The organism is Flexivirga caeni, assembly GCF_003724155.1.
Lineage (GTDB): Bacteria > Actinomycetota > Actinomycetes > Actinomycetales > Dermatophilaceae > Flexivirga > Flexivirga caeni.
Genome location: NZ_RJJQ01000001.1, coordinates 388,393 through 412,315 on the forward strand (window position 1 = coordinate 388,393; position 23,923 = coordinate 412,315).

General features: G+C 66.9%; 23 protein-coding genes. 8 read left to right on the top strand and 15 right to left on the bottom strand.

Annotated elements, in window-relative coordinates; all coding sequences use genetic code 11:
• Positions 1-10: 10 nt before the first annotated feature.
• From EFY87_RS01955 to hisC, 5 genes are all read right to left on the bottom strand, one after another.
• On the bottom strand, positions 11-706 hold the full coding sequence (locus EFY87_RS01955) for a maleylpyruvate isomerase family mycothiol-dependent enzyme (RefSeq protein WP_123269621.1): 696 nt from the start codon (positions 704-706) through the stop codon (positions 11-13).
• A gap of 54 nt (positions 707-760) precedes the next feature.
• Positions 761-2,209 (bottom strand): dihydrolipoamide acetyltransferase family protein, encoded by a 1,449-nt coding sequence (locus EFY87_RS01960; RefSeq protein ID WP_123269623.1) that lies wholly within the window; start codon positions 2,207-2,209, stop codon positions 761-763.
• A 14-nt stretch (positions 2,210-2,223) separates the two neighbouring features.
• The gene (locus EFY87_RS01965; protein ID WP_281276136.1) at positions 2,224-3,204 is read right to left on the bottom strand and encodes an alpha-ketoacid dehydrogenase subunit beta; all 981 of its coding nucleotides are present in this window, start codon (positions 3,202-3,204) and stop codon (positions 2,224-2,226) included.
• On the bottom strand, positions 3,201-4,421 hold the full coding sequence (pdhA, locus tag EFY87_RS01970) for a pyruvate dehydrogenase (acetyl-transferring) E1 component subunit alpha (protein WP_181445421.1): 1,221 nt from the start codon (positions 4,419-4,421) through the stop codon (positions 3,201-3,203). Before pdhA ends, EFY87_RS01965 begins: the two co-directional genes overlap by 4 nt.
• Positions 4,422-4,616: 195 nt before the next feature.
• The gene (hisC, locus tag EFY87_RS01975; RefSeq protein ID WP_123269624.1) at positions 4,617-5,711 is read right to left on the bottom strand and encodes a histidinol-phosphate transaminase; all 1,095 of its coding nucleotides are present in this window, start codon (positions 5,709-5,711) and stop codon (positions 4,617-4,619) included.
• A gap of 118 nt (positions 5,712-5,829) precedes the next feature.
• Here hisC and EFY87_RS01980 point away from each other — a divergent pair, with 118 nt between their 5' ends.
• Complete coding sequence (locus EFY87_RS01980; protein WP_123269626.1) at positions 5,830-6,225, top strand: phage holin family protein; 396 nt, start codon at positions 5,830-5,832, stop codon at positions 6,223-6,225.
• Positions 6,226-6,304: 79 nt separating this feature from the next.
• On the opposite strand, the gene EFY87_RS20180 is transcribed toward EFY87_RS01980, so the two are convergent.
• The 5 genes from EFY87_RS20180 to EFY87_RS02005 all read right to left on the bottom strand — a co-directional run bounded on the left by EFY87_RS20180 (position 6,305) and on the right by EFY87_RS02005 (position 11,836).
• Complete coding sequence (locus tag EFY87_RS20180) at positions 6,305-7,255, bottom strand: NUDIX hydrolase (RefSeq protein WP_158607464.1); 951 nt, start codon at positions 7,253-7,255, stop codon at positions 6,305-6,307.
• A 120-nt stretch (positions 7,256-7,375) separates the two neighbouring features.
• A complete protein-coding gene (locus EFY87_RS01990; protein ID WP_148043211.1) occupies positions 7,376-8,038 on the bottom strand; it encodes a hypothetical protein in 663 nt (220 codons plus the stop codon).
• A gap of 106 nt (positions 8,039-8,144) precedes the next feature.
• On the bottom strand, positions 8,145-10,091 hold the full coding sequence (locus EFY87_RS01995; protein ID WP_158607465.1) for a S53 family peptidase: 1,947 nt from the start codon (positions 10,089-10,091) through the stop codon (positions 8,145-8,147).
• Between the two features lie 141 nt (positions 10,092-10,232).
• Positions 10,233-11,114 carry a L,D-transpeptidase gene (locus EFY87_RS02000; protein WP_148043212.1) on the bottom strand — a complete coding sequence of 294 codons (882 nt, stop codon included), beginning with the start codon at positions 11,112-11,114 and terminating at the stop codon, positions 10,233-10,235.
• A 161-nt stretch (positions 11,115-11,275) separates the two neighbouring features.
• Positions 11,276-11,836, bottom strand: a complete 561-nt coding sequence (locus EFY87_RS02005; RefSeq protein ID WP_148043213.1) for a hypothetical protein — start codon at positions 11,834-11,836, stop codon at positions 11,276-11,278.
• 70 nt (positions 11,837-11,906) lie between these two features.
• On the opposite strand from EFY87_RS02005, the gene EFY87_RS02010 reads away from it, so the two are divergent.
• Complete coding sequence (locus EFY87_RS02010) at positions 11,907-12,140, top strand: hypothetical protein (protein WP_148043214.1); 234 nt, start codon at positions 11,907-11,909, stop codon at positions 12,138-12,140.
• A 39-nt stretch (positions 12,141-12,179) separates the two neighbouring features.
• Positions 12,180-13,435, top strand: a protein-coding gene (locus EFY87_RS02015) for an IS3 family transposase (protein ID WP_123269638.1) whose coding sequence is annotated in 2 segments (ribosomal slippage) — positions 12,180-12,522 and positions 12,522-13,435 — 1,257 coding nt in all. Because the reading frame shifts where the segments join, the coding sequence is not laid out codon by codon here.
• Here the strand turns inward: EFY87_RS02015 and EFY87_RS02020 are convergent.
• Positions 13,413-14,693, bottom strand: a complete 1,281-nt coding sequence (locus EFY87_RS02020; RefSeq protein ID WP_123269640.1) for an RHS repeat protein — start codon at positions 14,691-14,693, stop codon at positions 13,413-13,415. The genes EFY87_RS02015 and EFY87_RS02020 overlap by 23 nt on opposite strands.
• Before the next feature lie 182 nt (positions 14,694-14,875).
• On the bottom strand, positions 14,876-15,193 hold the full coding sequence (locus EFY87_RS02025; protein WP_123269641.1) for a LysR family transcriptional regulator: 318 nt from the start codon (positions 15,191-15,193) through the stop codon (positions 14,876-14,878).
• A gap of 242 nt (positions 15,194-15,435) precedes the next feature.
• On the opposite strand from EFY87_RS02025, the gene paaI reads away from it, so the two are divergent.
• Together paaI and paaK are read left to right on the top strand one after the other, a co-directional pair.
• Positions 15,436-15,849: a hydroxyphenylacetyl-CoA thioesterase PaaI gene (gene paaI / locus EFY87_RS02030; RefSeq protein WP_220093457.1), complete on the top strand. Its 414-nt coding sequence runs from the start codon at positions 15,436-15,438 to the stop codon at positions 15,847-15,849.
• On the top strand, positions 15,846-17,138 hold the full coding sequence (gene paaK, locus EFY87_RS02035) for a phenylacetate--CoA ligase PaaK (RefSeq protein ID WP_123269643.1): 1,293 nt from the start codon (positions 15,846-15,848) through the stop codon (positions 17,136-17,138). Before paaI ends, paaK begins: the two co-directional genes overlap by 4 nt.
• A gap of 227 nt (positions 17,139-17,365) precedes the next feature.
• On the opposite strand, the gene EFY87_RS02040 is transcribed toward paaK, so the two are convergent.
• Positions 17,366-17,938 carry a DivIVA domain-containing protein gene (locus EFY87_RS02040; protein WP_158607467.1) on the bottom strand — a complete coding sequence of 191 codons (573 nt, stop codon included), beginning with the start codon at positions 17,936-17,938 and terminating at the stop codon, positions 17,366-17,368.
• A gap of 33 nt (positions 17,939-17,971) precedes the next feature.
• Between EFY87_RS02040 and galE the strand changes: the two genes are divergently transcribed.
• On the top strand, positions 17,972-18,991 hold the full coding sequence (gene galE, locus EFY87_RS02045) for a UDP-glucose 4-epimerase GalE (protein WP_123269647.1): 1,020 nt from the start codon (positions 17,972-17,974) through the stop codon (positions 18,989-18,991).
• A gap of 18 nt (positions 18,992-19,009) precedes the next feature.
• Here the strand turns inward: galE and EFY87_RS02050 are convergent, their stop codons facing one another.
• Positions 19,010-19,204: an MbtH family NRPS accessory protein gene (locus EFY87_RS02050; protein ID WP_123269649.1), complete on the bottom strand. Its 195-nt coding sequence runs from the start codon at positions 19,202-19,204 to the stop codon at positions 19,010-19,012.
• A 218-nt stretch (positions 19,205-19,422) separates the two neighbouring features.
• Here EFY87_RS02050 and EFY87_RS02055 point away from each other — a divergent pair, with 218 nt between their 5' ends.
• Complete coding sequence (locus EFY87_RS02055) at positions 19,423-21,138, top strand: alpha/beta hydrolase (RefSeq protein ID WP_123269651.1); 1,716 nt, start codon at positions 19,423-19,425, stop codon at positions 21,136-21,138.
• Positions 21,139-21,232: 94 nt separating this feature from the next.
• Here the strand turns inward: EFY87_RS02055 and argS are convergent, their stop codons facing one another.
• On the bottom strand, positions 21,233-22,999 hold the full coding sequence (gene argS, locus EFY87_RS02060) for an arginine--tRNA ligase (RefSeq protein ID WP_123269653.1): 1,767 nt from the start codon (positions 22,997-22,999) through the stop codon (positions 21,233-21,235).
• Between the two features lie 90 nt (positions 23,000-23,089).
• Here argS and EFY87_RS02065 point away from each other — a divergent pair, with 90 nt between their 5' ends.
• Complete coding sequence (locus EFY87_RS02065; RefSeq protein ID WP_123269655.1) at positions 23,090-23,905, top strand: LolA-like protein; 816 nt, start codon at positions 23,090-23,092, stop codon at positions 23,903-23,905.
• The last annotated feature ends 18 nt before the right edge of the window (positions 23,906-23,923 follow it).

The following is a 23,923-nucleotide window of genomic DNA, read 5'->3' on the forward strand; positions in this document are numbered from 1 at the left end:
CGTCGCCCCATCATGGGGTGACTGCCACTGACGTGAGCACTCTTGCCGCCCTTGGGTCAGTCGTCTCCGCATCGGCGTCGACCCGATGCCAGAGCAGGCGCAGGAGCACCTCTGCCCTCTCCCTGACCATGGCAGCAGCTTCGCCGTCGCCGATCGTCACGTCACCGGGCACGTCAGTAGCGACCAGGCGCACCGCGGTCGGTAGTGGGCGGATGCGGGCGAGGCGAACCTGTCTGGGGTAGAAGACTTCGCTGACTTCGAGCACGCCGTTCCATGCGAGCAGGGGATCGATCGGCCGGGTTTCTCCGAGCGCTTGCTCCGCGTCCCATACGTGCATCACCGTCTCGTGGACCTGGCGTCGTCGCCAGAACCCAGCGGTGCGATCACGCTGGTCCATGGTCCATGCTGGCGCATCCGCGGGCGTGTCGGCGAGCACTGCGATGAGACGGGAGGCATGCTGCCGGTACCACGCCACCAGCTCCGAGCGTCCGCCGTCGAAATGTTCCGGCCGGAGATCCGGGTTGCCTTCGACAACGGCGTGGGCCGCCCAACGATGAACTCCGCCGAGGTGGATCACGAGATCGCGCAACGACCAGTTCGGGCAGAAGGTCACCGGCACGTCGAGGTCGGCATCAGCGATGAGGTCGGCGAACCTGTCGGTATGGGCGCGCAACAGACCTAGCCAGTCGAAACCCTCACCGGTCACTTTTCCTCCTGCGGATTCTGATGTCGGCGACCCCTTGCCCGAAGACGCCGCTCGTCAGCCCCAGACGAGCGCCTTGGCCGGGTCTTCGAGCAGCGCAGCGATGTCGGCGAGGAAGCGCGAGCCGAGGTCGCCGTCGATCAGCCGGTGGTCGAAGGACAAGCCGAGCTGGGTGACCTGACGCGGGACGATCTGGTCGACACCGTGCTCGTCGGTCACCACCCACGGCTGCTTGCGCACCTGACCGAAGGCAAGGATCGCCGACTCCCCCGGGTTGATGATCGGCGTGCCAGTGTCGACGCCGAAGACGCCCACATTGGTGATGGTGATCGTGCCGCCCGCCATGTCCGCGGGCGGCGTGCGCCCCTCGCGAGCCGTGCCGACGAGCGCGCCGAGTGCTTCGCCGAGCTCGCGCATCGACATCCGGTCGGCGTCCTTGATGTTAGGCACGACCAGGCCCCGCGGGGTGGCGGCCGCGATGCCGAGATTCACATAATGCTTGACGACGATCTCCTGGGCGGCCTCGTCCCAGGTCGCGTTGACGCCCGGATTGCGTCTGATCGCAACGCAAAGCGCCTTCGCCAGCACCAGCAGTGGCGTGACCTTGACATCGCGGAAGTCGCGGTCGGACTTCAGCCTTTCGACCAGCTCCATCGTGCGCGTCATGTCGACGGCCACGAACTCCGTCACGTGCGGCGCGGTGAACGCCGATCCGACCATCGCCTGTGCGGTCATCTTCCGGACGCCCTTGACCGGGATGCGGGTCTCCCGCGCTCCGTCGTATGACGCGGGCGCCGCGACCGGTGCGGCCTGTGCGGCCTGTGCCGCTCCGCCCGCCTCGATGAACGACTCCACGTCGGCCCGGCTGATCACTCCGTCCGCGCGGGTCGGGACAATCAGTGCCAGGTCGATCCCGTTGTCCTTGGCGAACTTTCGCACCGGCGGCTTCGCCAGCACCTTCGCTCCGGACTCCGGGCGGGTGACGCCAGCGGACCTGCTGCGGGACGGCGCCGGTGCGTCGTCCCGAGGTGCCGGCGCGCTGGGCAGTGCGTCGGTGGCGACGTGCACGTGCAGGTCCGGAGCGGGCAGCGGGTCACCCTGAGAGCTCGGGCCCTGATTGCCTTCGAACGCCCGGCGGGCACGCCGCGTGGTGGCACCGGACACCGACCCGTAGCCCACCAGGTTGGCGACTCGCTCCTCCGAATCGTCAGCAGCCGCAGCGGGTTCCGCGTCCGCCGGGCCGGAGGGCGCGTCGTCCTCGGCCCCCGCGACCTCGATCGACACGATCGGTGCGCCGACTTCCACGGTGTCGCCCTCGGCGACGAGCAATTCCACGACGCTGCCCTCCCACGGGATGGGCAACTCGACGAGTGACTTCGCGGTCTCGATCTCGACGACGATGTCATTGACCTTCACCGCATCGCCCGGCTTCACCTTCCAGGTGACGATGTCGGCCTCGACCAGGCCCTCGCCGGGATCGGGCAGCTTGAACTGCTTCACGCCCATGTTGCGTATCTCCTTCAGAAACCGAGCGCTTGGTCGACGCTGTCGAGGATGCGGTCGAGGTCGGGCAAGAAGTCCTCCTCGAAACGCGACGGCGGGTAGGGGATGTTGTACCCGCCGACCCGCAACACCGGCGCCTCCAGCGAGTAGAAGCACTCCCGCTGCACCTGCGCGGCGAGTTCAGCTCCCATGCCGAGGAAGGTCGATGCCTCGTGCACGACCACGCACCGGCCGGTCTTGCGGACCGAAGCGAAGATCGTGTCGGTGTCCAACGGCGAAAGTGACCGCAGGTCAATGACTTCCAGCGACTTGCCCTCAGCCTGCGCGGCGCCCGCGGCGTCCAGGCACGTCTTCACCATCGGGCCGTAGGCAAGCACGGTGACGTCGTCACCCGGACGTGCGACGCGTGCGCTGTGCAATGGCAGCGGCGCACCGGCCGCTTCGTCGAGCTCGACCTCCGCACGCTCGTGATAGCGGCGCTTCGGCTCGTAGAACATCACCGGGTCGTCGCTGGCGATCGCCTGCTGGATCATCCAGTAGGCGTCCGCCGGGTCTGCGCACGCGACGACCCGCAGGCCGGCCGTGTGCGCGAAATAGGCCTCGTTGGACTCGGAGTGGTGCTCGACGGCACCGATCCCGCCGCCGAACGGCACGCGGATCACGATCGGCAGTTTCAAATGCCCAAGGGACCGGGCGTGCATCTTGGCGAGTTGGCTGATGATCTGGTCGAACGCCGGGTAGATGAACCCGTCGAACTGGATCTCGACCACCGGCCGGTAGCCGCGCAGCGCCATACCGATCGCCGTGCCGACGATGCCGGACTCGGCCAGCGGCGTGTCGACGACCCGGTCTTCGCCGAAATCCTTCTGCAGACCCTCGGTGATGCGGAAGACGCCGCCGAGCTTGCCGACGTCCTCGCCCATCAGGACGACCTTGGGGTCGTCCTCCATGGCCTTGCGCAAGCCGGCGTTCAATCCCTTGGCGAGAGAGAGCTTCACTGCCCAGCCTCCGTCCCGGCGAACGACTCCTGGTAAGCCACGAACTCCGCCTTCTCCCGCTCCACCACGGGGTGCGGATCGACGTAGATGTTGTCGAACATCGCCGGTTTGGGCGGGTCGGGCATCTCGTGACAGGCCGTGCGGATGCGCGCGGCCAGCTCGTCGGCTTCCTTGTCCACCGCGTCGAAGAACGCCTCGTCGGCGTACCCCTTGCTCGCCAGGAAGCCACGCATCCGGGCGATCGGGTCCTTCTCCCGCCAGATGTCGACCTCGGCGGCGATACGGTATTTCGTCGGGTCGTCGGATGTGGTGTGTGCACCCATCCGGTAGGTGAACGCCTCGATCAGGGTCGGGCCCTGGCCGGCCCGGGCGGCGTCGAGCGCCGCCTTCGTCACGGCATAGACCGCGAGCACGTCGTTGCCGTCGACGCGCACGCCCGGGAAGCCGAAGCCGCGGGCGCGCTGGTATGGCGGGATCCGGAACTGTTTGTAGTTGGGCTCGCTGATCGCCCACTGGTTGTTCTGGACGAAGAAGACCATCGGCGCGTTCGCGACGCCGGCGAAGACGAGCGCCTCGTTGAAGTCACCCTGGGCGGTGCCGCCGTCGCCGGTGAACGCCATGACGGCCGCGTCCCGGTCGAGGTCGCCCGTGCCGACGTCGCCGTCGCGCTGGATGCCCATCGCGTAGCCGGTCGCGTGCAGCATCTGGTTGCCGATGACGATCGTATAGAGGTGGAAGTTGTTGGCGTTGCTGTCCCAGCCGCCGTGGTTGACGCCACGGAAGAGACCGAGCAGGTTCTCCGGCGGCACGTCACGGCACCAGGCCACCCCGTGCTCGCGATAACCCGGGAAGGCGTAGTCCTGCCTCCGCATCGCGCGACCAGCGCCGACCTGGGCGGCCTCCTGGCCGAGTAGCGACGGCCAGAGCCCGAGCTCACCCTGGCGCTGCAGCGCGTGCCCCTCCGCGTCCATCCGGCGCACCAGCACCAGGTCGCGGTACATCGACCGGCCGTCCTCGGGAGTGAGGTCCTCGACGATCTGCGCGTAGTCGGCGTTCGACGGGGACGTCGGCAGGCGATTGCCGTCCCCGTCGACGAACTGCACCATGTCGGGGCCGCCGTCGGTGATGTCGTGCTCCACCGGACCTGACACCACCGTCTCGTGATGTCGCACAGTAGCCGGCGCCGCTGACGCCTGCTCCATCCCATCGTCGGACATACGTTCTCCTTATCGGGCGGCCGCGGCCAGGGGTGTGCCGCGACGGATCGTGCACCGCGTCCGGGGTCTCCGGGCGGTGCCGAGCCGGCTCGTCATACGGCTCGCGAACGTGGCGCGAGGGGTATGACGCGGCTCACAAGTGCCTACTCGGGGAAGGTTACCCGCGCACCCGAGCACGGTTCGAACCCGGCCTTGTTACCGACCGGTAGCTGTGAATGCCGCTGCGACCTCGAGCAGCCGGTCGGTCGCTTCGACCTCTCCCACGCTGCAGCGCACGCCGTCGCCGGCAAACGGGCGCACGACCACGCCCGCTTCCTCCGCGGCCGCCGCGAAGTCGAGGGTCCGGTCACCGAGCGGCAACCAGACGAAGTTCGCCTGCGTGTCCGGCACGGCGTAGCCCAGGTCGCGCAGCCCGATGAGCAGCCGGTCGCGCTCGGCGACCAGTGCCACGACCCGCTCCTCGAGTTCGTCGTATGCCGCGAGGCTCGCGATCGCCGCGCGTTGCGCGATGTGCGAGACCCCGAACGGGACGGCGGCGGTCCGCAACGCGGAGGCAACCTGTTCGTGCGCGATGCAGTAGCCCACGCGCAGACCCGCGAGACCGTATGCCTTCGAAAACGTGCGCAGCACAGCGACGTTGGGGTGTTTGCGCCATACGGCCAGGGCGTCGGCGGCATCCGCGTCGCGGTTGAACTCCAGGTAGGCCTCGTCGAGGAGAACGAGCACGTCGCGCGGCACGTGGGCGAGGAACTCGTCGAGTTCCGCTGCGTGCACGGCCGGCCCCGTCGGGTTGTTCGGCGTGCACACGACGATCAGGCGGGTGCGTTCGGTGATCGCGTCGGCCATCGCCGACAAGTCGTGCCGCGCCTCGCCGTCCAGCGGCACCTGCACGCCGGTCGCGCCGGACAGCCCGACCACGATCGGGTATGCCTCGAAGGACCGCCACGCGTAGACGACCTCGTCGCCCGGCTCGCAGGTGATTTGCAAGAGCGTCCCGAGCAGGCCGACGCTTCCGGTGCCGGTCGCGATCTCGTCGGGGTGCACGCCGAAGCGTTCGGCGATCGCGTCGCGCAGCTCGACGGTGCCCATGTCCGGGTAGCGGTTCATCGTCTGCATCGCGTCGCGCACGACGTCGAGCACCGACGGCAGCGGCGGGTAGGGGTTCTCGTTGCTGCTGATCTTGTAGGTCGTCCGGCCAGGCTGCTCGGTTGCCGGCTTGCCCGCGACGTACCGGGGGACGGACTCGAGGGTCGCTCGCAGTCGCACGGTCCCTGATGTGGTGTCGGTCATACTTCCGCAGCTTAGGACGCCTGGCTGCCAGTCAGTCGGTCGGAGTGGAGGAGCGTATCGAGGCCAGCACCGCTGATCGAGGCCGCGATACCTGCTCAGACGTGTCAAGCTAGAACGCATGCGGAACTTCCTGATCAAAACCGGCATCAACGCGGTCGCCCTGTGGATCGCGGCAATCGTCGTGCCCGGCATCACCCTCGCTCAGGACAGCAAGACCACCGGCGCCAAGGTGCTGACGATCATCGTCATCGCCGCCGTCTTCGGGGTGATCAACGCGGTCGTGAAGCCGATCGCGAACTTCTTCTCGTTCCCGCTCATCATCCTGACGCTCGGGCTGTTCACGTTCGTGGTCAACGCGTTCATGCTGCAGATCCTGTCCTGGCTCTCCGACACGCTGGGACTGGCGTTCCACATCAACGACTTCTTCTGGACCGCGATCCTCGGCGCGCTCGTCGTGTCGTTCGTCAGCATGCTGATCAACCTGCTGCTCCCGGACCACCTCGAGCAGCGCTGATCGAGAGGACCCAATCCGCATCGAGCGGACCCGATAGCCGGGTCAGATATTGGGTCCGCTCGATGCATAAGGGGTCCGCTCAATCGAAGGTGGGCGGTCGGCCGTCCTCCAGGTAGACCGGAACCGCACCGGCGTCGAGCGCGGCAATCGTTTGCTCGGCGACGCGGACGGTGTAGTCGGCCGCGTGTGCCGCGAGGTCGGTGGTGTCGCACCAGTGCACGGCCCGGATCTCCCGCGGTTGCAGCCGTATGGCGCCAAGCTGCTCCGCCGGCACGGTCACGTCGAAGACGAACAGCGTCGCGTCGTCCCACCCGCGCCAGGCCGGCAACCAGCTCACCGCGGCGAGCGAACGGATCCGTGCGGTCACGCCGAGTTCTTCACGCAGTTCGCGGATGACGGCGTGCGCCGGTGACTCGGCAGGGTCCACCACCCCACCGGGAAGGTCCCACGGCTGCTTGTAGACAAGTTCGCAGAGCAGCACCCGGCCGGACTCGTCCCGCACCAGGGCCTGCGCGATCGCCCGCTTGGTCGGCAGCGAGCTGTTCAGCCAGGCGGTGAACGCGTCGCGCGTTCCCGGCCCCGGGTCCGTCGACAGCCGGCCTAGCACGACGGCATCCACGCCGTCGCGGTAACCACGCAGCACTCCCTCGACGCGCATCCCCGCGGCAGCGGCGGTCCGGAACGCGGATCGATTGCGCTGGTCGACGAACGCTTCGACCCGCCGCAAGCCGACGTGCGTGAAAGCGTGCTCAATGACCGCGCGAAGGGCCGCTCCCGCCAGCCCGTGCCCGCGGAAGCGCGGTTCCAGCTGCCAGGCGAGTTGCCCTGCGCCGCCGTCATATTCGGGCAATCGGAGAGCGACGAAGCCAGCCTGCTCGCCAACCTCGGTGATCGCGAAGCCCAGAGCCCGGTCGTCGCGCGCCCACGCCGGCACGTCCTCGCCCACCGGGTCGGGCAGGTCCGCGGCAGCGAGTCGACGAAGCGTGCGGCCGTCCCCCAGAGTCGGTGCGGGGCGGGGCTCCTGCGTCATACGACCAGCCTTTCACGTCTCGATCGAGCGGGTTCGCGCACGTATCACCGCAGCATCAGGTGCCCCCACCGCCGGATGGCGAGTGGGGGCACCTGGTGTTGCGTGGTCGAACGACCGACGTCAGCCGGTGACCGGGAGAGTCGTGGTCGTCGGGGTCGGGGTTGGCGGCTCCGTGGGGGTCGTCGTGGGCGAACCCGTCGGTGAGCCGGTCGGGGACGTCGGCTTCGTGGTCGGCGAGGTCGGCTTCGACGTCGGGGACGTCGGCTTCGAAGTCGGTGACGTTGGGGTGGTCGTCGAACCGGAGCAGCTCGCGCCCGTCAGCGCCACCCAGGTGCCATCCAGGCCCGGCGCCATGTTGATGTAGGCGCCTACCGTGTGGCCGCCGACCATCTGCGAACCGAAGGTAACCGTGCCGACCGCACCCCCGCCGACCAGCGACGCGAGGCTCGTACTCGTTCCTGGCTGGTAGGTCTTGCCATCGGCCGTGGTGACCAGCTTCGTGCCGTCACACTTGGCCGACACGGTCAGCGTGCCGCCGACCGCGGTCTTGAACGTGCCGGAACCTGCAGCAGCCGAGCCGGAGAACTCGAGGCCGTAGGGATCGGAGTACGCACCGGACGTCCAGCCACCGGACGTCTGTCCGGTGGTCCCATCGCCCCAGGCCACCCCGTAATACGTGGCACCGGAGGCAGCCGAACTCGAAGTGCCCGCCGCCACCAAACCAGCAGCAGCACCAATGCCCACCACCAGCGAGGCGCCGAACAACGCCGTGTTGCGTTTCATGATCTTGCTCCCCATCTTCTATTCCAATTCAGTCTTTGGGCCAGCGACGCGGGCCGTGATCACGGGATCTGAGCCCGCGCCGCTGGTGAAGCGTTGCTTCGGAGCGTCAGCCGCCGAAGGCAGTCAGGAAGTTCCCGCTCGGCTCGCCGAGCCCGGTGACGTCATCCCAGCCGGCCGTGATGCGCAGCGAGTCGGCCGGCTCCTGCAGGCCTTCCAGGATGTTGTCATGCGGTGCCGCGTTGAGCTGACCCAGCCAGACACCCCAGGTCCCAGGGAGCGGCTTGACGTCAGTGATGGCAGACGTGCCCTTCAGCTTGTAGAAGTACGGCGCGGCGTTGCCGATCTTCCGGCCGGTCAGCGCCTTGGACGCGGCGACGAGCGACGCGACAAGCGGGGAGGACTGGCTGGTGCCACCGCTGGTCGTTGCAGTCTGGCCGTCGAAGGACAGGAGGACGCCTGTTGCCGGGTCCGCGATAGCGCTGACATCCGGGAAGACGCGCTTGGTGGTCGAGCCGGTGACCTTGCCCTTCTGCCAGGCCGGCTGGGCATACATGTTGCTGACCCCGCCACTGGCGCCCACAGAGTTCTGGAAGAAGGGGTACTGCTTGATCCCGCTCAACGAGGCACCATTCGGCTGGTCCCACAGGGTGTTGGACCAGCCGGTGGTGAACTTGCGCCCGCCGGAGGAGTTCTCGCCAACCGCGGTGCCGCCGACCGCCGTGAAGTACGGAGAAGTCGCCGGATACTGCGGCGTCTTTGCTCGGTGGTATACCTTGCCCGTGGTCGGATTGATCGCGATGCTGCCGTCGCCCATGTCGCCGCTGCTGGCGAACAGACTGATGCCGGTGACAGACGCCTGCGCGGCGAGGCGGTCGAACTGCTGCTGGAACGAGCCCTTCTCCTCGTCGCCACCCCAGGACATGGAGATCGTGCTCACCGTGTGCTGAGTGACGGCCTTCTGGAACATGCTCACCAGCGCGGCGTCGGTCGGCGCCGACGCGCCGTAGTAATAGATCGACGCGTTCGGCGAAATGTAGTGCGACATCTGGACGTCCATGTCCTGCTCGCCGTTGGCGTCGGCCAGGCCGGCTCCCGAGCAGAAGCTCGGGTTCGAGGCGACCGACTCGTCGTAGTAGTGCTTCAGCGTCGGGTAGTCGTATGCCGCTGAGATCGTATTGGTCTTCGTCTGGACCTGCTTGTCCGCGCACCACAACAGAACGCCGATCTTGGGACTGACCGTCGCTGCCTTCTGTGCGTTGTAGAGGTCGGCAGTTTGCCGCGGGGTGTAGCCGCACTGGATGTTGGACATGTTGGTGAACTTCTTCGCGGTCACCGCGAGACGCTCACCCCAGTACGGCGCACAACCACCTTGGGCCGCCGCAGCCGTCACGCGAGACTTACCGAGGGGAACCGAGTGCTTGCGGACCGGGGAGGTGGGCAGCAGTGTCCTGCGCTGCAATGACACCGCGTGGGTGGGCACCGTGTTGCGGATCGGACCGGTCTGGCGGGTCGTGACCGTGTTCAGCCCCACGATGCTGCTGATGCCCAGCTTCTTCGGCACCTGCGGGCTGACGTTCGGAGCCAGTCCGGTGTGAACGCCGAGCGCGACCCGCTGCATCTGCAGCGAGAACGCCTTGTTGACCGTCCGCACCGGAGCACTCGCGCTGACCAGACCGCTTGCTGAGTCGCTTGACGTAACCTTCAGGCCCTGCTGCCTCGCCCAATCGGCCACCCTTTTCAGCGAGGCCGGCGAGGCGCCGAACAAACGGGTGTATTCGGCCGGCGAGATGACAGTGCCCTTGGCGAGCATCGAGTCGAGCAGTGCCTGATTACGTAGCGGCACTGCCAGTGTCAGGCTCATGGTGGTGCCAACGGATGCGCTGCCGAGGGTGCGCAGTTGCTGACTGCTGGGCAACGCGGTGCGGCCCGAGTTGGCCAGACGGACACTGTCGTTGATGTTACCGGCCGCGTGCGCCATTCCAGCACCCGCCCCTGCCATCGCGATGGCCGTTGTCAGTGCGACGGCCCCCGCCGCAATGTGACGACGCTTCATCGAAAGTCCTCCCAGTAGATTCATGCCTGATTCTTATGTGATAGATCGGGGTTTGAAATGTGGCCTGGCTAACCTACAGCGGGCCTATGTAGTTGGCTACCGATCCCACCTGTGAGGTCCCTGAACTGTCTCGCGGACCGGTCAGGTCACGATGTCGACCGGGGTGCCGGTCGGCAGCTTGGCAAACATCTTCAGCGCCGCAGCCGGCACCCGCACGCAGCCGTGCGACACATAACCATGCCGACCGGCAGCAGTGGGCCAGCCGTGTACGGCCACCGTGCCGGGGCCGCCGCCAAACGAATCAAGGGTGTTGGAGTGTGCTCCGAGCGCGTAGATGATCGGTGAGAAGGTCTGTGTCGGGTCAACGAATCCGCTGAGCAGGAACGTCTGCCCGGTCGGTGTCGGCGTCGCGCGCTGACCCTGCCCGACCGACCAACTCCCCTGCACGTGACCGGCTTTGCGCACGGTCAGGGTGCCCGCGCTGAGGTTCACGAGGACCGACCAGTCGGTGCGCGCTTCGTTGAGGCCGGCCATCGGCACCCATGCCGTGGCGCCGTTCGGCCGGGCCGGGAGCCGCACCTGCGCCCAGCCTGCTCGCGTGTGGATCACCGGCAGCCAGGTCGTCATGCCGATCTGCTTGTTGGGAATCAACACGATCGGATCGGCGCCGGGCCTGGCAAACCCCGGCATGTTCCGCGATATCTCGAGGGTCCGCCCGCCGCTGGGCGCCGTCAGGTTGATCACCGCCTTGGGCACCTTGCCCTCGGTGGTCGCCAGCGGAAGCTTGTCGAGCACCGCTTGCGACACATGCGGGACAGGTATGACGGGAGTGGTCGTCGTGCTCTGCGTCGGCGGAGCGACGGCCTTGGCCGGCGGCTTTTTGTGGCCGTTCTGGCCGAAGACCTCTGCGCCCATGACAACCAGCAGCGCCACGACCACGAATCCGGCGATGACCCCCACGATCACCGTGCCGACGCCGCCGAGCGGACCCGACCCCCGGCGATGCCTACCTGGCTGCGTCATACCCGCGCTTCTCTGTCTCGACCGTCACCTGGCGCCGCCCATCCCCCGGGCAGGCGTCGCTCGGCATTGTCCACTGCCAACCTGCATTTCACCCAATGGGGCTGTTCCGGACGTGGTCAGGCCCCGGTGGCCGGCTAGGTGCGACGGGCGGGTCCAGCCTCCTACACGCTCGCCCCAGAGCTGCCTGACCGAGGATGGTTGGCCTGCTTCCACGCTGCGGCCGCCAGTTCTCGTACCTGCGTGCTGCTCGCGCCGAGCGTGTTGATCTGCAGATAGTTCTTGCCGGCGGCGATACCGACGAGGGTGGTGACAACCGTCACGCCGCTCTTGCTTTCAGTCTCAGTCACTATCACCGTTTTGTCTCCGTATGGCGAAGCGCCGTTCGCAAGTTTCACCGTCACACTCACGCCCGCAGCGGCGTCCTTCAGGGGCGCATGGTAACCCGACACCCATTGCTGAAGTTTCGCCAGTTGGGCGGCCGGTGTCGCGCCGGAGGAAAATTGCTGGACCGTCTCGGTCGTCGCCGAGTCCTTGCCAGTGGGCGACCCGGTCTTGACGAACGCGACTGCCGCTCGCGCCGAAGGCTTCCCGCTGATGATTCCCTCCGAGGTCGCGGCTGCCGCCAGCTTCGAGCAGGTACCGCCAGAGCCGGTCAATTTCAGCCGCGGACTTTCCGACCCAGCCTGAGTGCCGGACGTCGACTTGCTGGAGACAACGCCCAACACTGGCTTGACATCGGCGGTCGTCAGCAGCGCCCCAGGCAGCTTGGCGGGGCTGAGGTGTGCGAACGACGTGCCGGAACTGCCCGGCTTCGATGGCGAGGAACTTGTCCCGGACGGGCTGCCGCTGCTCGACGAACTCGCACTGGCCGACGAGCCGGGGCCGGTCGGCGAACTGCCGCCCTTCGACGAGCTACCACCGGCGTGGCTGCTCCCCGACGAACTCCCACACCCGGCAACACTACCGATCAGAACCGAACCGGCCACCAAGCCGACGGGCCCTGACCCTGGTTCTTGGACACGCTGAATCCAGCATCTGCTGGGGAAGCGAGATGATCGACGCATCATGGCTAGGAAGAATTATGGCGAGGAGTTTCGTCGTCGGGCGGTGGACTTGTACGAGTCGACGCCGGGTGCCACGGTCCGTGGCATCGCCGAGGACCTCGGGATTGTGCGCGGCACGTTACGCGGATGGCTCGAGGTCTACGGGACTGGGAAGAAGACCGGCGCTGACGGGAGCTTGACCACCAGCCCACTGCAGTCCCGAGCGGCCCCTGATCCTGTGCCGAGGGATGAGTCGCCGCAGCAGACGATTTCCCGGTTACAGGCGGAGAACGCGGCGCTGCGCGCCGAGACGGTGAAGCTGACCACCGAGCGGGAGATCTTGCAGCGGGCGGCCAAATATTTCGCCGGGGAGACGCGCTGGTGAGTCGCTTCCAGTTCGTCGCCGACAACTGTGCCACCTACCCGGTGAAGCGACTGTGCGAGCTCGTCGAGGTGACGCGCTCATCGTTCTACGCCTGGCAGGCAGCAGCACCCGCGCGGGCGAAGAAGGCGGCTGAAGATGCCGAGTTGGTGACGCGAATCCGCAAGGTCCACGACGACGACACCACCGTCGGCGCGCCGCGAGTCACTGCCGAACTCAACGATGGTGTGCCCGAAGCCGAGCGGGTGAATCACAAGCGGGTCGCTCGGGTGATGCGTGCTGCCGGGATCGCCAGCTACGTCAAGAAACGCCGGGTGCGCACCACCGTGCCGGAACCGGCCGATCAGAAGGTTCCTGACCTGCTGGGGCGGGACTTTACCGCTGAGGCGCCCAACCTCCGCTATGTCGGCGATATCACCTACTTGCCGCTGGCGGACGGCACGAACCTGTACCTGGCCACGGTGATCGACTGCTACTCCCGCCGCCTGACCGGGTGGGCAGTCGCGGACCACATGCGCACGTCGCTGGTGCAAGACGCGCTGGCCGATGCTGCCGCGACCCGTGGCGGCCTGGCCGGTGCGGTCTTCCACTCCGATCACGGATCTGTTTACACCTCAAAGGATTTCGCCATGACATGCAAGGATCTCGGTGTTACTCAGTCGATGGGCGCGGTCGGTACCAGCGCGGACAACGCGATGGCCGAGTCGTTCAACGCGACGATGAAACGCGAGGTGCTGCAAGACGCCAAGTGCTGGAGTGATGAGCTGACCTGCCGTCGGCAAGTCTTCCGATGGCTTACCCGGTACAACACCAAACGGCGGCACTCCTGGTGCCGATACAAGGCACCCAACGACTACGAAGCCGCCCACACCACTACGCTGCCGGACGCAGCGTAATCAACCCCCGTGTCCAAGAACCGGGGGCAAGGCCCCTGTTACCCGACCCGTACGACCACTTCGCAAACGCTCCGGTCGGTGACGTGGACTGCGTCACCGAGTGGCCACTGTTGACACCCGATGAGTAACTGTTCGTCATCGTGCCACCGACGCCATTCGTCGCGGACGCGACATCGTTGAACGGCGTATAGGTGGCTGATTGCGAATGCCCCAATGGATCAGTCGCCTTGGACACAAGCTCGGTAGTCGGATTCAGGGCATACGTCGTGTGCGGCACCGAGCCAACCGCGCTCAACTGATTGGTGTCCGGTCCGGCAACGTCGGTCTCGGTCGACGACACGTAACCGAACCGAGTCACTGCCTGATCCGACCCTACACCCTGCGACACCGAGGTGACCCGATGCGAAGAGTCATAGGTGAACGCGGTCGTGTCCCCGTCGCCATCGGTGATCGAGGCCAGATCCCCGCCCGACGTCCAGGCGAACGACGCCTCCAGGGTGCTTGGTATCACCGGGCTCGGGGCAAAGTGCGCTGGAACCTGCCGGATCGAGGCCAACCGTCCCGAACCGTCATACAGGTATTCGACACCAGGCGGCACGCCGCCGCTTTGCTTGCTATCCGGGCCGTCCCAATCGGTGATGCCGGCAATCCTGCCATCGTCGTAATGACTGACTTGGACGTAGAAGTTGGCCGCAGACTGGATCGAAGACACCTCCCCGCTGGTGTACGTGAACGTCGTGACATTGCCGTTGCGATCGGTGATCGTGTCCAGCCTGCCACCCGTGGTGAAATGCAGCTTTGTCAAGGAGGGCACGTCCAAAACCGTCCACGTGCCGTCACTGTTACGAGTCAGCGTCTTGTTCATCGTCGCCGGCGCCACGTAGCCCCCTCCGCTGGCCGGCTTGAATAGTCCCTGCTCGGAGTCCATGCCCAGAAACAGCACCAAACCATCGTCGTTCTTGACGAGCCGGGTGTCCGCACCGAAAGGCATGAACCAGCCCCGACCGCCCTCTCCGCTGCTCACCGCCGAACCCGACCCCAGAGTCAACGAGTTGTAGGTCAGCCCTAACGACTGCAACTGGCCATTCAATGCCCCGATCAGGTGATCGGTTGTCGTCACCATGAGATTGCCTGTACCCACGTCGACCGACGCCGAAACCTGGGGGCTGACCGTGAACGGCACTCGGGTCGCGGACTGCCGCGCTCCCGTCAACACCGGAGACACCTGCGCGCTGCCCGCGCTGGAGACGACATACATACCCCCGTCGTTGCGATCAACCCGACGGACACTGCAGCAACCAGTACTGAACGGCACGGCACGTTGCGCATACCAGACTCCCCTTTGAGACCATGACCGAACTCCTCCGCAACCACGTCTTTGTGATCCCTATGTTTCGGTCGACGTTGAGCAGTCTGCCCGCGTTCGCCCTCCGTGTGCGCTCACAGAGCGGGAACGGGCGGAGTTCCCCCGTGCCCTTGTGCTACTCCTGCTAAGCGCGCAGCCTGCGACTCCACCTCGTCGACCGCCTCGACCGCACGCTCGGCCTTCGGCGCCAGTCGCTCACCGTCAGCGGTCAGCCCACCATCCACGCCTCCGCTACCCCGGCGCAGCAGTCGCAACCCCAGCTGGCGCTCCAGCCCGCGCACGTGCGACCGGATCGTCGAGGGGTCGTAGTGCTGCCGCCGCGCTGCGTCGCGCACGCTCCCCCACCGTGCCACCGACACGAATGACCGCAGACCCTGCAACTGCCGCAACATCGGTTTCCCCGCTTCCGCTCGCTTCGCGCGCCAACCTATCCGAGCATGACGGGTCGTCCGGCCGGAACGATCTGGAGAGTTTCAGCCGATCTCCTCTCACCATCCGACCAAATACTGACCGGTTGATCAGTTTTTCTCGCGCGGACGAGTCGACGATGCGATGCTGAGGACATGAGCGAGCGCAGCGAGCGATCCAGAAGGCACCGGGCGAATGCCGAGCGCCGAGGCACGAGCCGGTCGGTATGAGCTCACTGGATCATGTGCACGCGATGTGGCGGGAGGATCGCGCGTCGGCGGCACAGGGCATCGAGTTGGTCGACGTCGGAGTGGATGACAAGGGCCTCGGCTACGCCCGTGCCCGCATGCGCCTGGCCGAGCAACAGGTCAACGGGCACGGCATCGCGCACGGCGGGCACATCTTCCTCCTCGCCGACTCGGCATTCGCGCTCGCCTGCAACGCCGGCGGTCACACCACGGTCGGGTCCGGAGGCGACATCTCCTTCATCACCGCCGGACGGCTCGGCGACGTCCTGGTCGCCGAAGCTACCGAGCGGCTCACCTACGGCCGGTCCGGCATCACCGACGTGACGGTGCGCCGCGAGTCCGACAATGCAGTGATCGCTGAATTCCGTGGCAGATCAAGGAGATTGAAATGACCGGGGCACAGCTGGACGACGCCGAGAAGTGGTCGCTCGACGAGTTGCGCGCACACCAGCTGAAGCAGCTGCGGGAGACGGTCGCCGCGGCATACGCCAATGTGCCGCACTATCGCAACGCGCTGGACTCGGCCGGGGTGCACCCCGAGGACATCCGTGACCTCGCGGACGTGCGCCTGCTGCCGTTCACGGGCAAGGCCGACCTGCGCGACAATTATCCGTTCGGGATGTTCGCGGTGCCCCGCCCCCAGGTCGTCCGGGTGCACGCGAGCAGCGGCACGACCGGCACGCCCACCGTCGTCGGGTACACCCAGGCCGACATCGACACCTGGGCCGACCTGGTCGCGCGGTCGTTGCGCGCCGGCGGAGTGCGACCGAGCGACGTCTGCCACGTCGCCTACGGATACGGCCTGTTCACCGGCGGACTCGGCGCGCATTACGGAGCAGAACGTCTCGGCTGCACGGTCGTGCCGATGTCCGGAGGTCAGACCGCCAAGCAGGTGCAGCTGCTGCGCGACTTCGGCGCGCGGGCGATCATGGTCACGCCGTCATACTTCCTGTCCATCCTCGACGAGATGGCCGTCCAAGGGATCGACCCTGCCGGGCTTCCGTTGCAGATCGGCGTTTTCGGCGCCGAACCGTGGACCGACGCGATGCGCACCGAGATCGAGCAACGCGCCGGCATCGACGCCGTCGACATCTACGGCCTGTCCGAGGTCATGGGCCCCGGCGTAGCGATGGAGTGCGTGGAGACCAAGGACGGTCCGACGATCTGGGAGGACCACTTCCTGCCGGAGATCATCGACCCGATCACCGGCGAACCCGTCGAGGACGGTGCAGAAGGCGAGCTGGTGTTCACCACGCTGAGCAGGCAGGCGATGCCGGTGCTGCGCTACCGCACCCGCGACCTGACGCGTCTGCTGCCCGGCACGGCGCGACCGGCGTTCCGCCGGATCGCCAAGATCACCGGACGCAGCGACGACCTGATGATCGTGCGAGGCGTCAACGTGTTTCCGACACAGATCGAAGAGCTGACCCTGGAGTATGACGGGCTGTCGCCATACTTCCAGTGCGTGCTGAGCCGGCCAGGACGGATGGACGAGTTGACCGTGAATGTCGAAGCAGCAGAGGGCTTTCCGCAAGAGCAGTGGAGTGTCGTCGAGGAACGCCTCAGCCGCGACATCAAGGAACGGATCGGCACTTCCGCGCGGGTCACCGTGCTGCCCGTCGGTGGCATCGAGCGATCCATCGGCAAGGCGCGCCGGATCGTCGACAACCGCCCGAAGTAGCCGCGGACCTCGATACGCCCGCCGGTCTCGATACGCGGCCAGCCAGCGGGACGCTCCCCGAGCCACTCGGTCGCCCTGGCGGCAGGCACGCGCAACCCGGGTGAACGATCAGCGGACGCCCGCGAGGCGACGACCAGGTCAGGGGGAGCGACGGGCGAGCTTGCGAGCCGTTGCTCCACCTGCCCTGCAAGGAGCCGAGCCAGTGTCACCGCGAGGAGCCGAGCCAATCAACTCAGCGGCCGGATGCGTTCCAGCTGGTCGAGGAAGTGGTCGACTGCGGCGGCGTCATACCCGCCCCTGCCCGGGCGCGCCATGTGGAACTGCGCGCTGCGGATGTCGGGCAGCGGTTCGCCGTTCGCCATGGCGCGCAGCACGTTGTCGAGGAAGTCGTCCACTTGATCGGTTTCGTATGACGAGCCGAATCGCGTTGACACGAAAGTGATCTCACGCACCCACACCTGTTGTTCACGAGACCAGGTCAGGCCGGCGCGTTCGGGTGCCGGTCGTTCGCCGGCCGCGACCTCCACAGCCTCCTGCTGCTGGCTGAGCTGGCGCTGCCACTCGGCGACGTTGTCGAAGAGTGCCTTGACGGACTCGGGCGAGTAGCCTTCGCGGAACCGCGCCTGACGCAAGCCGGCCGTGCTGATCGGCGGAACAGGCTGCCCCGCCCTCATCAGTGAGGCGACGCGGTCGAGCTGGCGCTTGACGTCAGCGACGACGTAGCCACCGCGCGGTTGCAACGACAGCATCGGCTTCTCGATGCGGCTGATGTGATCAGGTGTCCACCGGGTCCTCGCCACACGCTCCATCCTTGCACCGTAACCTGGTTGCCCATGCAGGTACTCGTCTCCGGCGGCGCCGGTTACATCGGATCGCACACCGTCCTCGCGCTCCTCGAACGCGGGCACAGCGTCGTCATCGTCGACGATTTCGCCAACAGCAAACCGACGGTGCTCGGGCGCCTGGAAGCACTGTCCGGCAAGGACATCCCACTGCATGCGTTCGACCTGACCGACGCCGACAAGACGGAGCAGCTCTTCGGTCAGGAGAAGTTCGACGCCGTGATCCATTTCGCCGGCCTCAAGGCGGTCGGCGAAAGCGTGCAGCGGCCACTGGACTACTACCGCAACAACCTCGACAGCACCTTCTCCCTCCTGCGGGCGATGACCCGGCACGGGGTGGACAACCTCGTCTTCTCCTCCTCCGCGACGGTGTATGGCGACAATGCGCCCGTCCCCTATCACGAGGATTACGAACCGCTTTCGGCGTCTTCGCCATACGGCCGGACCAAGGTGATGATCGAACGCGTCATCACCGACGTCGCCAACATCACCGACGATTTCAAGGTCGCCCTGCTGCGCTACTTCAACCCCGTCGGCGCGCACCCGTCGGGCCGGATCGGTGAGGATCCGCAAGGCATCCCCAACAATCTGATGCCGTTCATCGCACAGGTGGCGGTCGGCCGGCGCGACAAGCTGACGATCTTCGGCGACGACTACCCGACCCGCGACGGCACCTGCGAGCGCGACTACATCCACGTGATGGACCTGGCCGCCGGCCACGTTGCGGCACTCGAACATCTGCCTGCCATGGGGGAGCCGGTCCGTGCGTTCAATCTCGGCACCGGAGAAGGCAGTTCAGTGCTCGACCTGCTGCACGCCTTCGAGCGTGCCGTCGGGCACGAACTCCCCTACGAGATCGGGCCGCGGCGTGCCGGCGACCTGCCGGCATACTGGGCCGAGCCGACCCGGGCCAACACCGAACTTGGCTGGCACGCCACGCGATCCATCGACGAGATGTGCGCCGACACCTGGCGCTGGCAGTCGGACAACCCGGACGGCTTCCCGGACTGAGTCTCCCGACCTTCGAGGTCAGCGGTGATGGCTGACGAGCTTCGGCGCGTCACTGCGATGGCGGCGGACGTATGCCGTGCACTGCGCGCGAGTGTCGGGTCCGAAGGCAACCTGCCATTCGGCGGGAATCGGGGTGGCACAGGGCCAGACGGTGCACCGGCCGACTCGACCGATCAGCACGAAATAGAGCTCTGTGTCCGGTATGCCGGACATCGCGACGCCTCCCAGCTGCGACCAAGCCCCCGAGGTATCAACCAAAGACCAGTGTGGCTCATGGGTGCCGCGAGTGCAGGCGTTTCGCCGAACCCGTGCGATCGGCGGGAACCCGTGCCACGGTTCGCCGCGTCAACCCTCACGAAAGCAACCACCAAGGTCTCCGCTCACCGCTCGGAGTGCGAAAGGGCGCAGGGGACGACGAAGGAGTTCGAATCATGCGCCGTCGCCTGTCGCACGCGCTCACCGTCAGTGCCGTGGCCCTCACCCTCGCAGCCAGCGGAGCAGCGTTCGTCGCCGCTCCCGCTCACGCTGTCGCTCAGTCCGACGATCTGTCGCCCACCCACGCGAACCTCTCGAAATACACCTCCCAGCACCTGACGTGGAGCGCAGCGGTGTGCCCGCAGGAGGTGCGCACGCTCGGGAAGGCTGCCGCGCGCACGGAGTGTGCCCGCGTGACGGCACCGATGGACTACGCCGACCCGAGCAAGGGCAACATCTCATTGATGGTCACCCGCACGGCACCCGAAAAGTCTTCCGGTCAGAGCCGATTCGTCTTCACCAACCCGGGGGGACCCGGCGCCCCGGATGCCCGCTTCTCGGTCATCGTCGCCGCGTTGAGCCCGATGGGCCAGACAGAAACCGTGATCGGGGTCGACCCGCGGGGAACGGGTGAGAGCACGCCGGTCAGCTGCGCCCAGCCGAAGACCGCGATCAAGGACAACCACCACATGACCGCCGCACAGCTCAGCGCGACGCAGGCCGCCGTCAAGGCTTCGGTCGACCAGTGCGTGGCACAGCACGGCAACTACCTGCCGTACATCACGACGGAGAACACCGCACGCGACCAGGATCTGGTGCGGCAACTGCTCGGCGCGAACACCATCGACTACTACGGTGTTTCGGCAGGAACCTGGCTCGGCGCCTACTACGCGACGATGTTCCCCACGCATGTGGGCCGGTTCGTGCTGGACAGCAACACCGACTTCACCTCGAACTTCCAGACCAGCTTCAGCTACCAGCCGATGGGTTTCCAGCGGCGTTTCTCCGACCAGTTCGAGCCGTGGGCGGCCCGACACGACTCCACCTACCACCTCGGCTCGACCGCTGCCGCGGTGAACACGACATACAACCAGGTGCGGCAAGCCGCGGTCGCCGGCCAGCTCGGCTTCTTCTCAGCGAACGTCGTCGACAATGTGCTGACCCAGCAGATGTACACCGACCAGGGGCTCGTCACGTCGGCGAAGTTCCTCGGCTTCCTCGACGAGGCGCGCCGGGGCGACAAGCTCGCGCTCTACCAGGCGTTCTCGCTGCTTTCCGGCGGCTCGGACAGCTACACGGACAACCGCGAGGCCACCACCTTCATGGCCATCACCTGCAACGACACCTCGTGGAGTAAGTCCCCCTCTTACTACGTCAGCCAGGCACGCAGTCTCGGCCCGAAGTATCCGTTGCTGGGTTACAACCAGGCTGTCAACCAGTGCGCCTACTGGCCGTACGAGGCCAAGAACCTGCGGGTCAACCTGTCGAAGGCCCCGAAGATCCTCATGGTCGACAACACCCTCGACCCGGCCACGCCCTACGAAGGCGCACTGGCAGCGCACAAGTTGTCGCCCAACACTGTCCTGCTCACGGTCAACAACCAGGGCTTCCACGGCGCGGTGCTCGGCAGCAAGAACACCTGCGTGACGAACGCGGTCTACGGGTTCCTGATGAACGGCAAGCAGTTGCAGCATGATTCGGTCTGCCAGGGGTTGCCGCTGCCGGGTGACAGCAAGGTCTACCCGGTCGGCACCCAGGTCACCGGCCCCGCGCCGAACGCCGGACAGCCCACGTCACCGACGCCGCCGCATCAGTCGGACAGCCTCGGCGAGACGATCCTGAAGCTGCTCGGCAAGCTGGTCGGCGACATCTTCGGCGGCACGCATGCGTGATTGAGCGGACCCACAACTGATCGAGCGGACCCGATATCGCAGGGGGATATCGGGTCCGCTCAATGCGGAAGGGGTCCTCTCGATCGGGAGAGGGCTACATCTGGTCGGGCGACTCAATGCCGAGCAGGCCGAGGCCCGTGACCAGCACCCTGCCGGTCAGCGCACACAGCGCGAGCCGGCTGTCGCGGGTCGCCGCGTCCTCGGCCTTGAGCACCGGACAGTGCTCGTAGAACGCCGTGAACGTCGTCGCCACGTCATAGAGGTATGCCGCCAACCGATGCGGCTCCAGCGACTCCCCGACCTCGGCAACCACTCCACCGAAGTCGAGCAACCGCAGGGCAAGCGCTCGCTCAGCCGGTTCCACCAACAGAATGGGACCGTCGGGATCCACAGCATCCGCCCGTCCCAGGATCGACCGGATGCGAGCGGTCGCGTACTGCAGGTACGGACCGGTGTTGCCCTGCAGCGCGAGCATCCGGTCCAGATCGAAGGTGTAACCCGAGTCATGCGACACCGACAGGTCGGCATACTTGATCGCGCCGATGCCGACCTGGTGTGCGATGGTCGCCCGGGTCTCCTCATCCAGGTCCGGGCGCGACTGGGCGACGACCTCAGCAGCGCGTGCCAGCGCGTCGTCGACGAGCGACTGCAACGACACCACGTCGCCCGAGCGGGTGCGCAGGATCTTGCCGTCGGCGCCGACCACGTTGCCGATCTGCACGTGGATCGGCTCGGTGCCCTTGATCCAGCCGGCGCGGTCGGCCGCCGCCCAGACCATCCGGAAGTGCAGGTTCTGCGGGGCGCCCACGACATACAGCGCACGATCGGCGTGCAGGTCGAGCGACCGGTGCCGGATCGTAGCCAAATCCGTTGTCGCGTAACCGTATCCACCGTCCGACTTGCGAACGATCAGCGGCACCGGCTTGTCGTCCCGGCCGATGAACTCGTCGGAGAAGACGCACAGCGCGCCGTCGCTCAGCACCGCGATGCCCTGGGCCTCCAGCTCGTCGCACACGCCCGCGAGCTCGTCATTGTATGACGACTCGCCACGGATGTCGTCGTCGGTGAGCAGCACACCGAGTTCGGCATAGACCCGGTTGATGTACGTCCGCGTGAACGCCATGATCTTGTCCCACAGCCGCAAGCTCTCCGCGTCGCCGCTCTGCAGCGTCGCGACCCGCTTGCGCGCCCGCGTAGCGAAATCGCCTGCAGATCCGGCCGGTTCGGCCTTGTCCGACGCATCGAACTTCGCCCGCGCGGCCTGATAGAACGCGTTGGGGTCGGTCTCCAGCAGCTTCGCCTCGTCGCTGTCCTCGCCGACCTCGAGCAGATGCTCGATGAGCATGCCGAACGCGGTGCCCCAGTCGCCCAGGTGGTTCTGCCGGATGACGTCATGGCCGAGCGCCTGCAGGGTGCGCGCCAGCGCGTCGCCCACGACGGTCGTGCGGAGGTGGTGGACGAGCATCTCCTTGGCCGCGTTCACCGAGGAGTAGTCGACGACGACGATCTCCCGCCCGGGGGTCGGTATGCCGAGCCGGTCGTCCGCGAGCTGGTGCGTCGCGGCAGCGGCAATCCACTCGGTGCGCAACGTCAGGTTGAGGAAGCCGGGACCGGCTACCTCGACCGACGCGATCAGCCCGTCATCCGGCGCGATCTGGTCGGCGACGTCCTGCGCGATCTCCCGCGGTGGCCGGCCGAGCTGCTTGGCGAGCGCCATCGCCGCGTTGGCCTGGAAGTCGGCGTCACTCTGCCGCTTGTTCGCGGGCCGGATCACCGGGTCCGCCTCGCGCCACTGCGGTCCGAAGGCGTCGGCGAGCGCCTGCTGGACACGGGTGGTCAGGGCGAGAGCGGGGTCCGTCATACCACGTAGGGTATGGCGTGCCCCTGGCCTTGGACCAATCGATTGCCGGGCGCCGCTGCGGACCCCTCCGGGACAACTACGATGCCGCTTATGAGGGCGGAACGCGGCATCGTCGGCGGCGCGGTCGCCGTTGTCCTGGCGGCCGGGCTCAGTGCCTGCGCAACCGGGGGCACCGTCACCGTCACCCCGCCCACCTCGGCCGGCACGACGTCGGCGGCCACGCACACCACGAGCACCGGCAGCGCGTCCGTCGCCACCGGCGCGGTCCCGGACGCCACGACCCTGGTGCACGAGGCACGCTCGGCATACCGGTCAGCGAAGTCGGCTCATCTGCACGCGACGCTCACCTCCGACGGCGTCACCCAGACGATCGACATCCGGGGGACGCTCGACGGCACCAACCAGCAACTCACGCTGGACGATCCGGGCCAAGGCGACGCAACGGTACGGACCGTGGACGGCAAGTACTACGTCAAGGGCGACAAGACGTTCTGGAAGACCGCTGCCAAGGGGCACAGCGACGCGACGACGGCACTCCTCGCCAACCGATGGGTGCTCGCACCGAACGACTCCTCCGCGGACTTCGCGAAGCTGACCATCCGGCACGTGCTCGACGACATGATCGGGCCGGCCGCCATCGGAGATTCGGACACCGCCCAGATGACCACCAGCGCGGCGAGCCAAGCGGGCGTGAACCTGTTCGTGGCCATATCGAGGAGCGCGACGGCGAGCGTCGACACGCTGAAGGTGCTCGCCGCCGATCCGCACAACGTCGTCCAGGTCACCGGTGCGTCGACCGACGGGTCGGACGGCACCGCGAACTTCGACGGCTGGAACACCCAGGCCGTCGTGACTGTGCCGCAGGGCTACCTCAACCTGTCCGGACAGGACGGCACCACGACCTGACGCCACAAGCCTTCCACG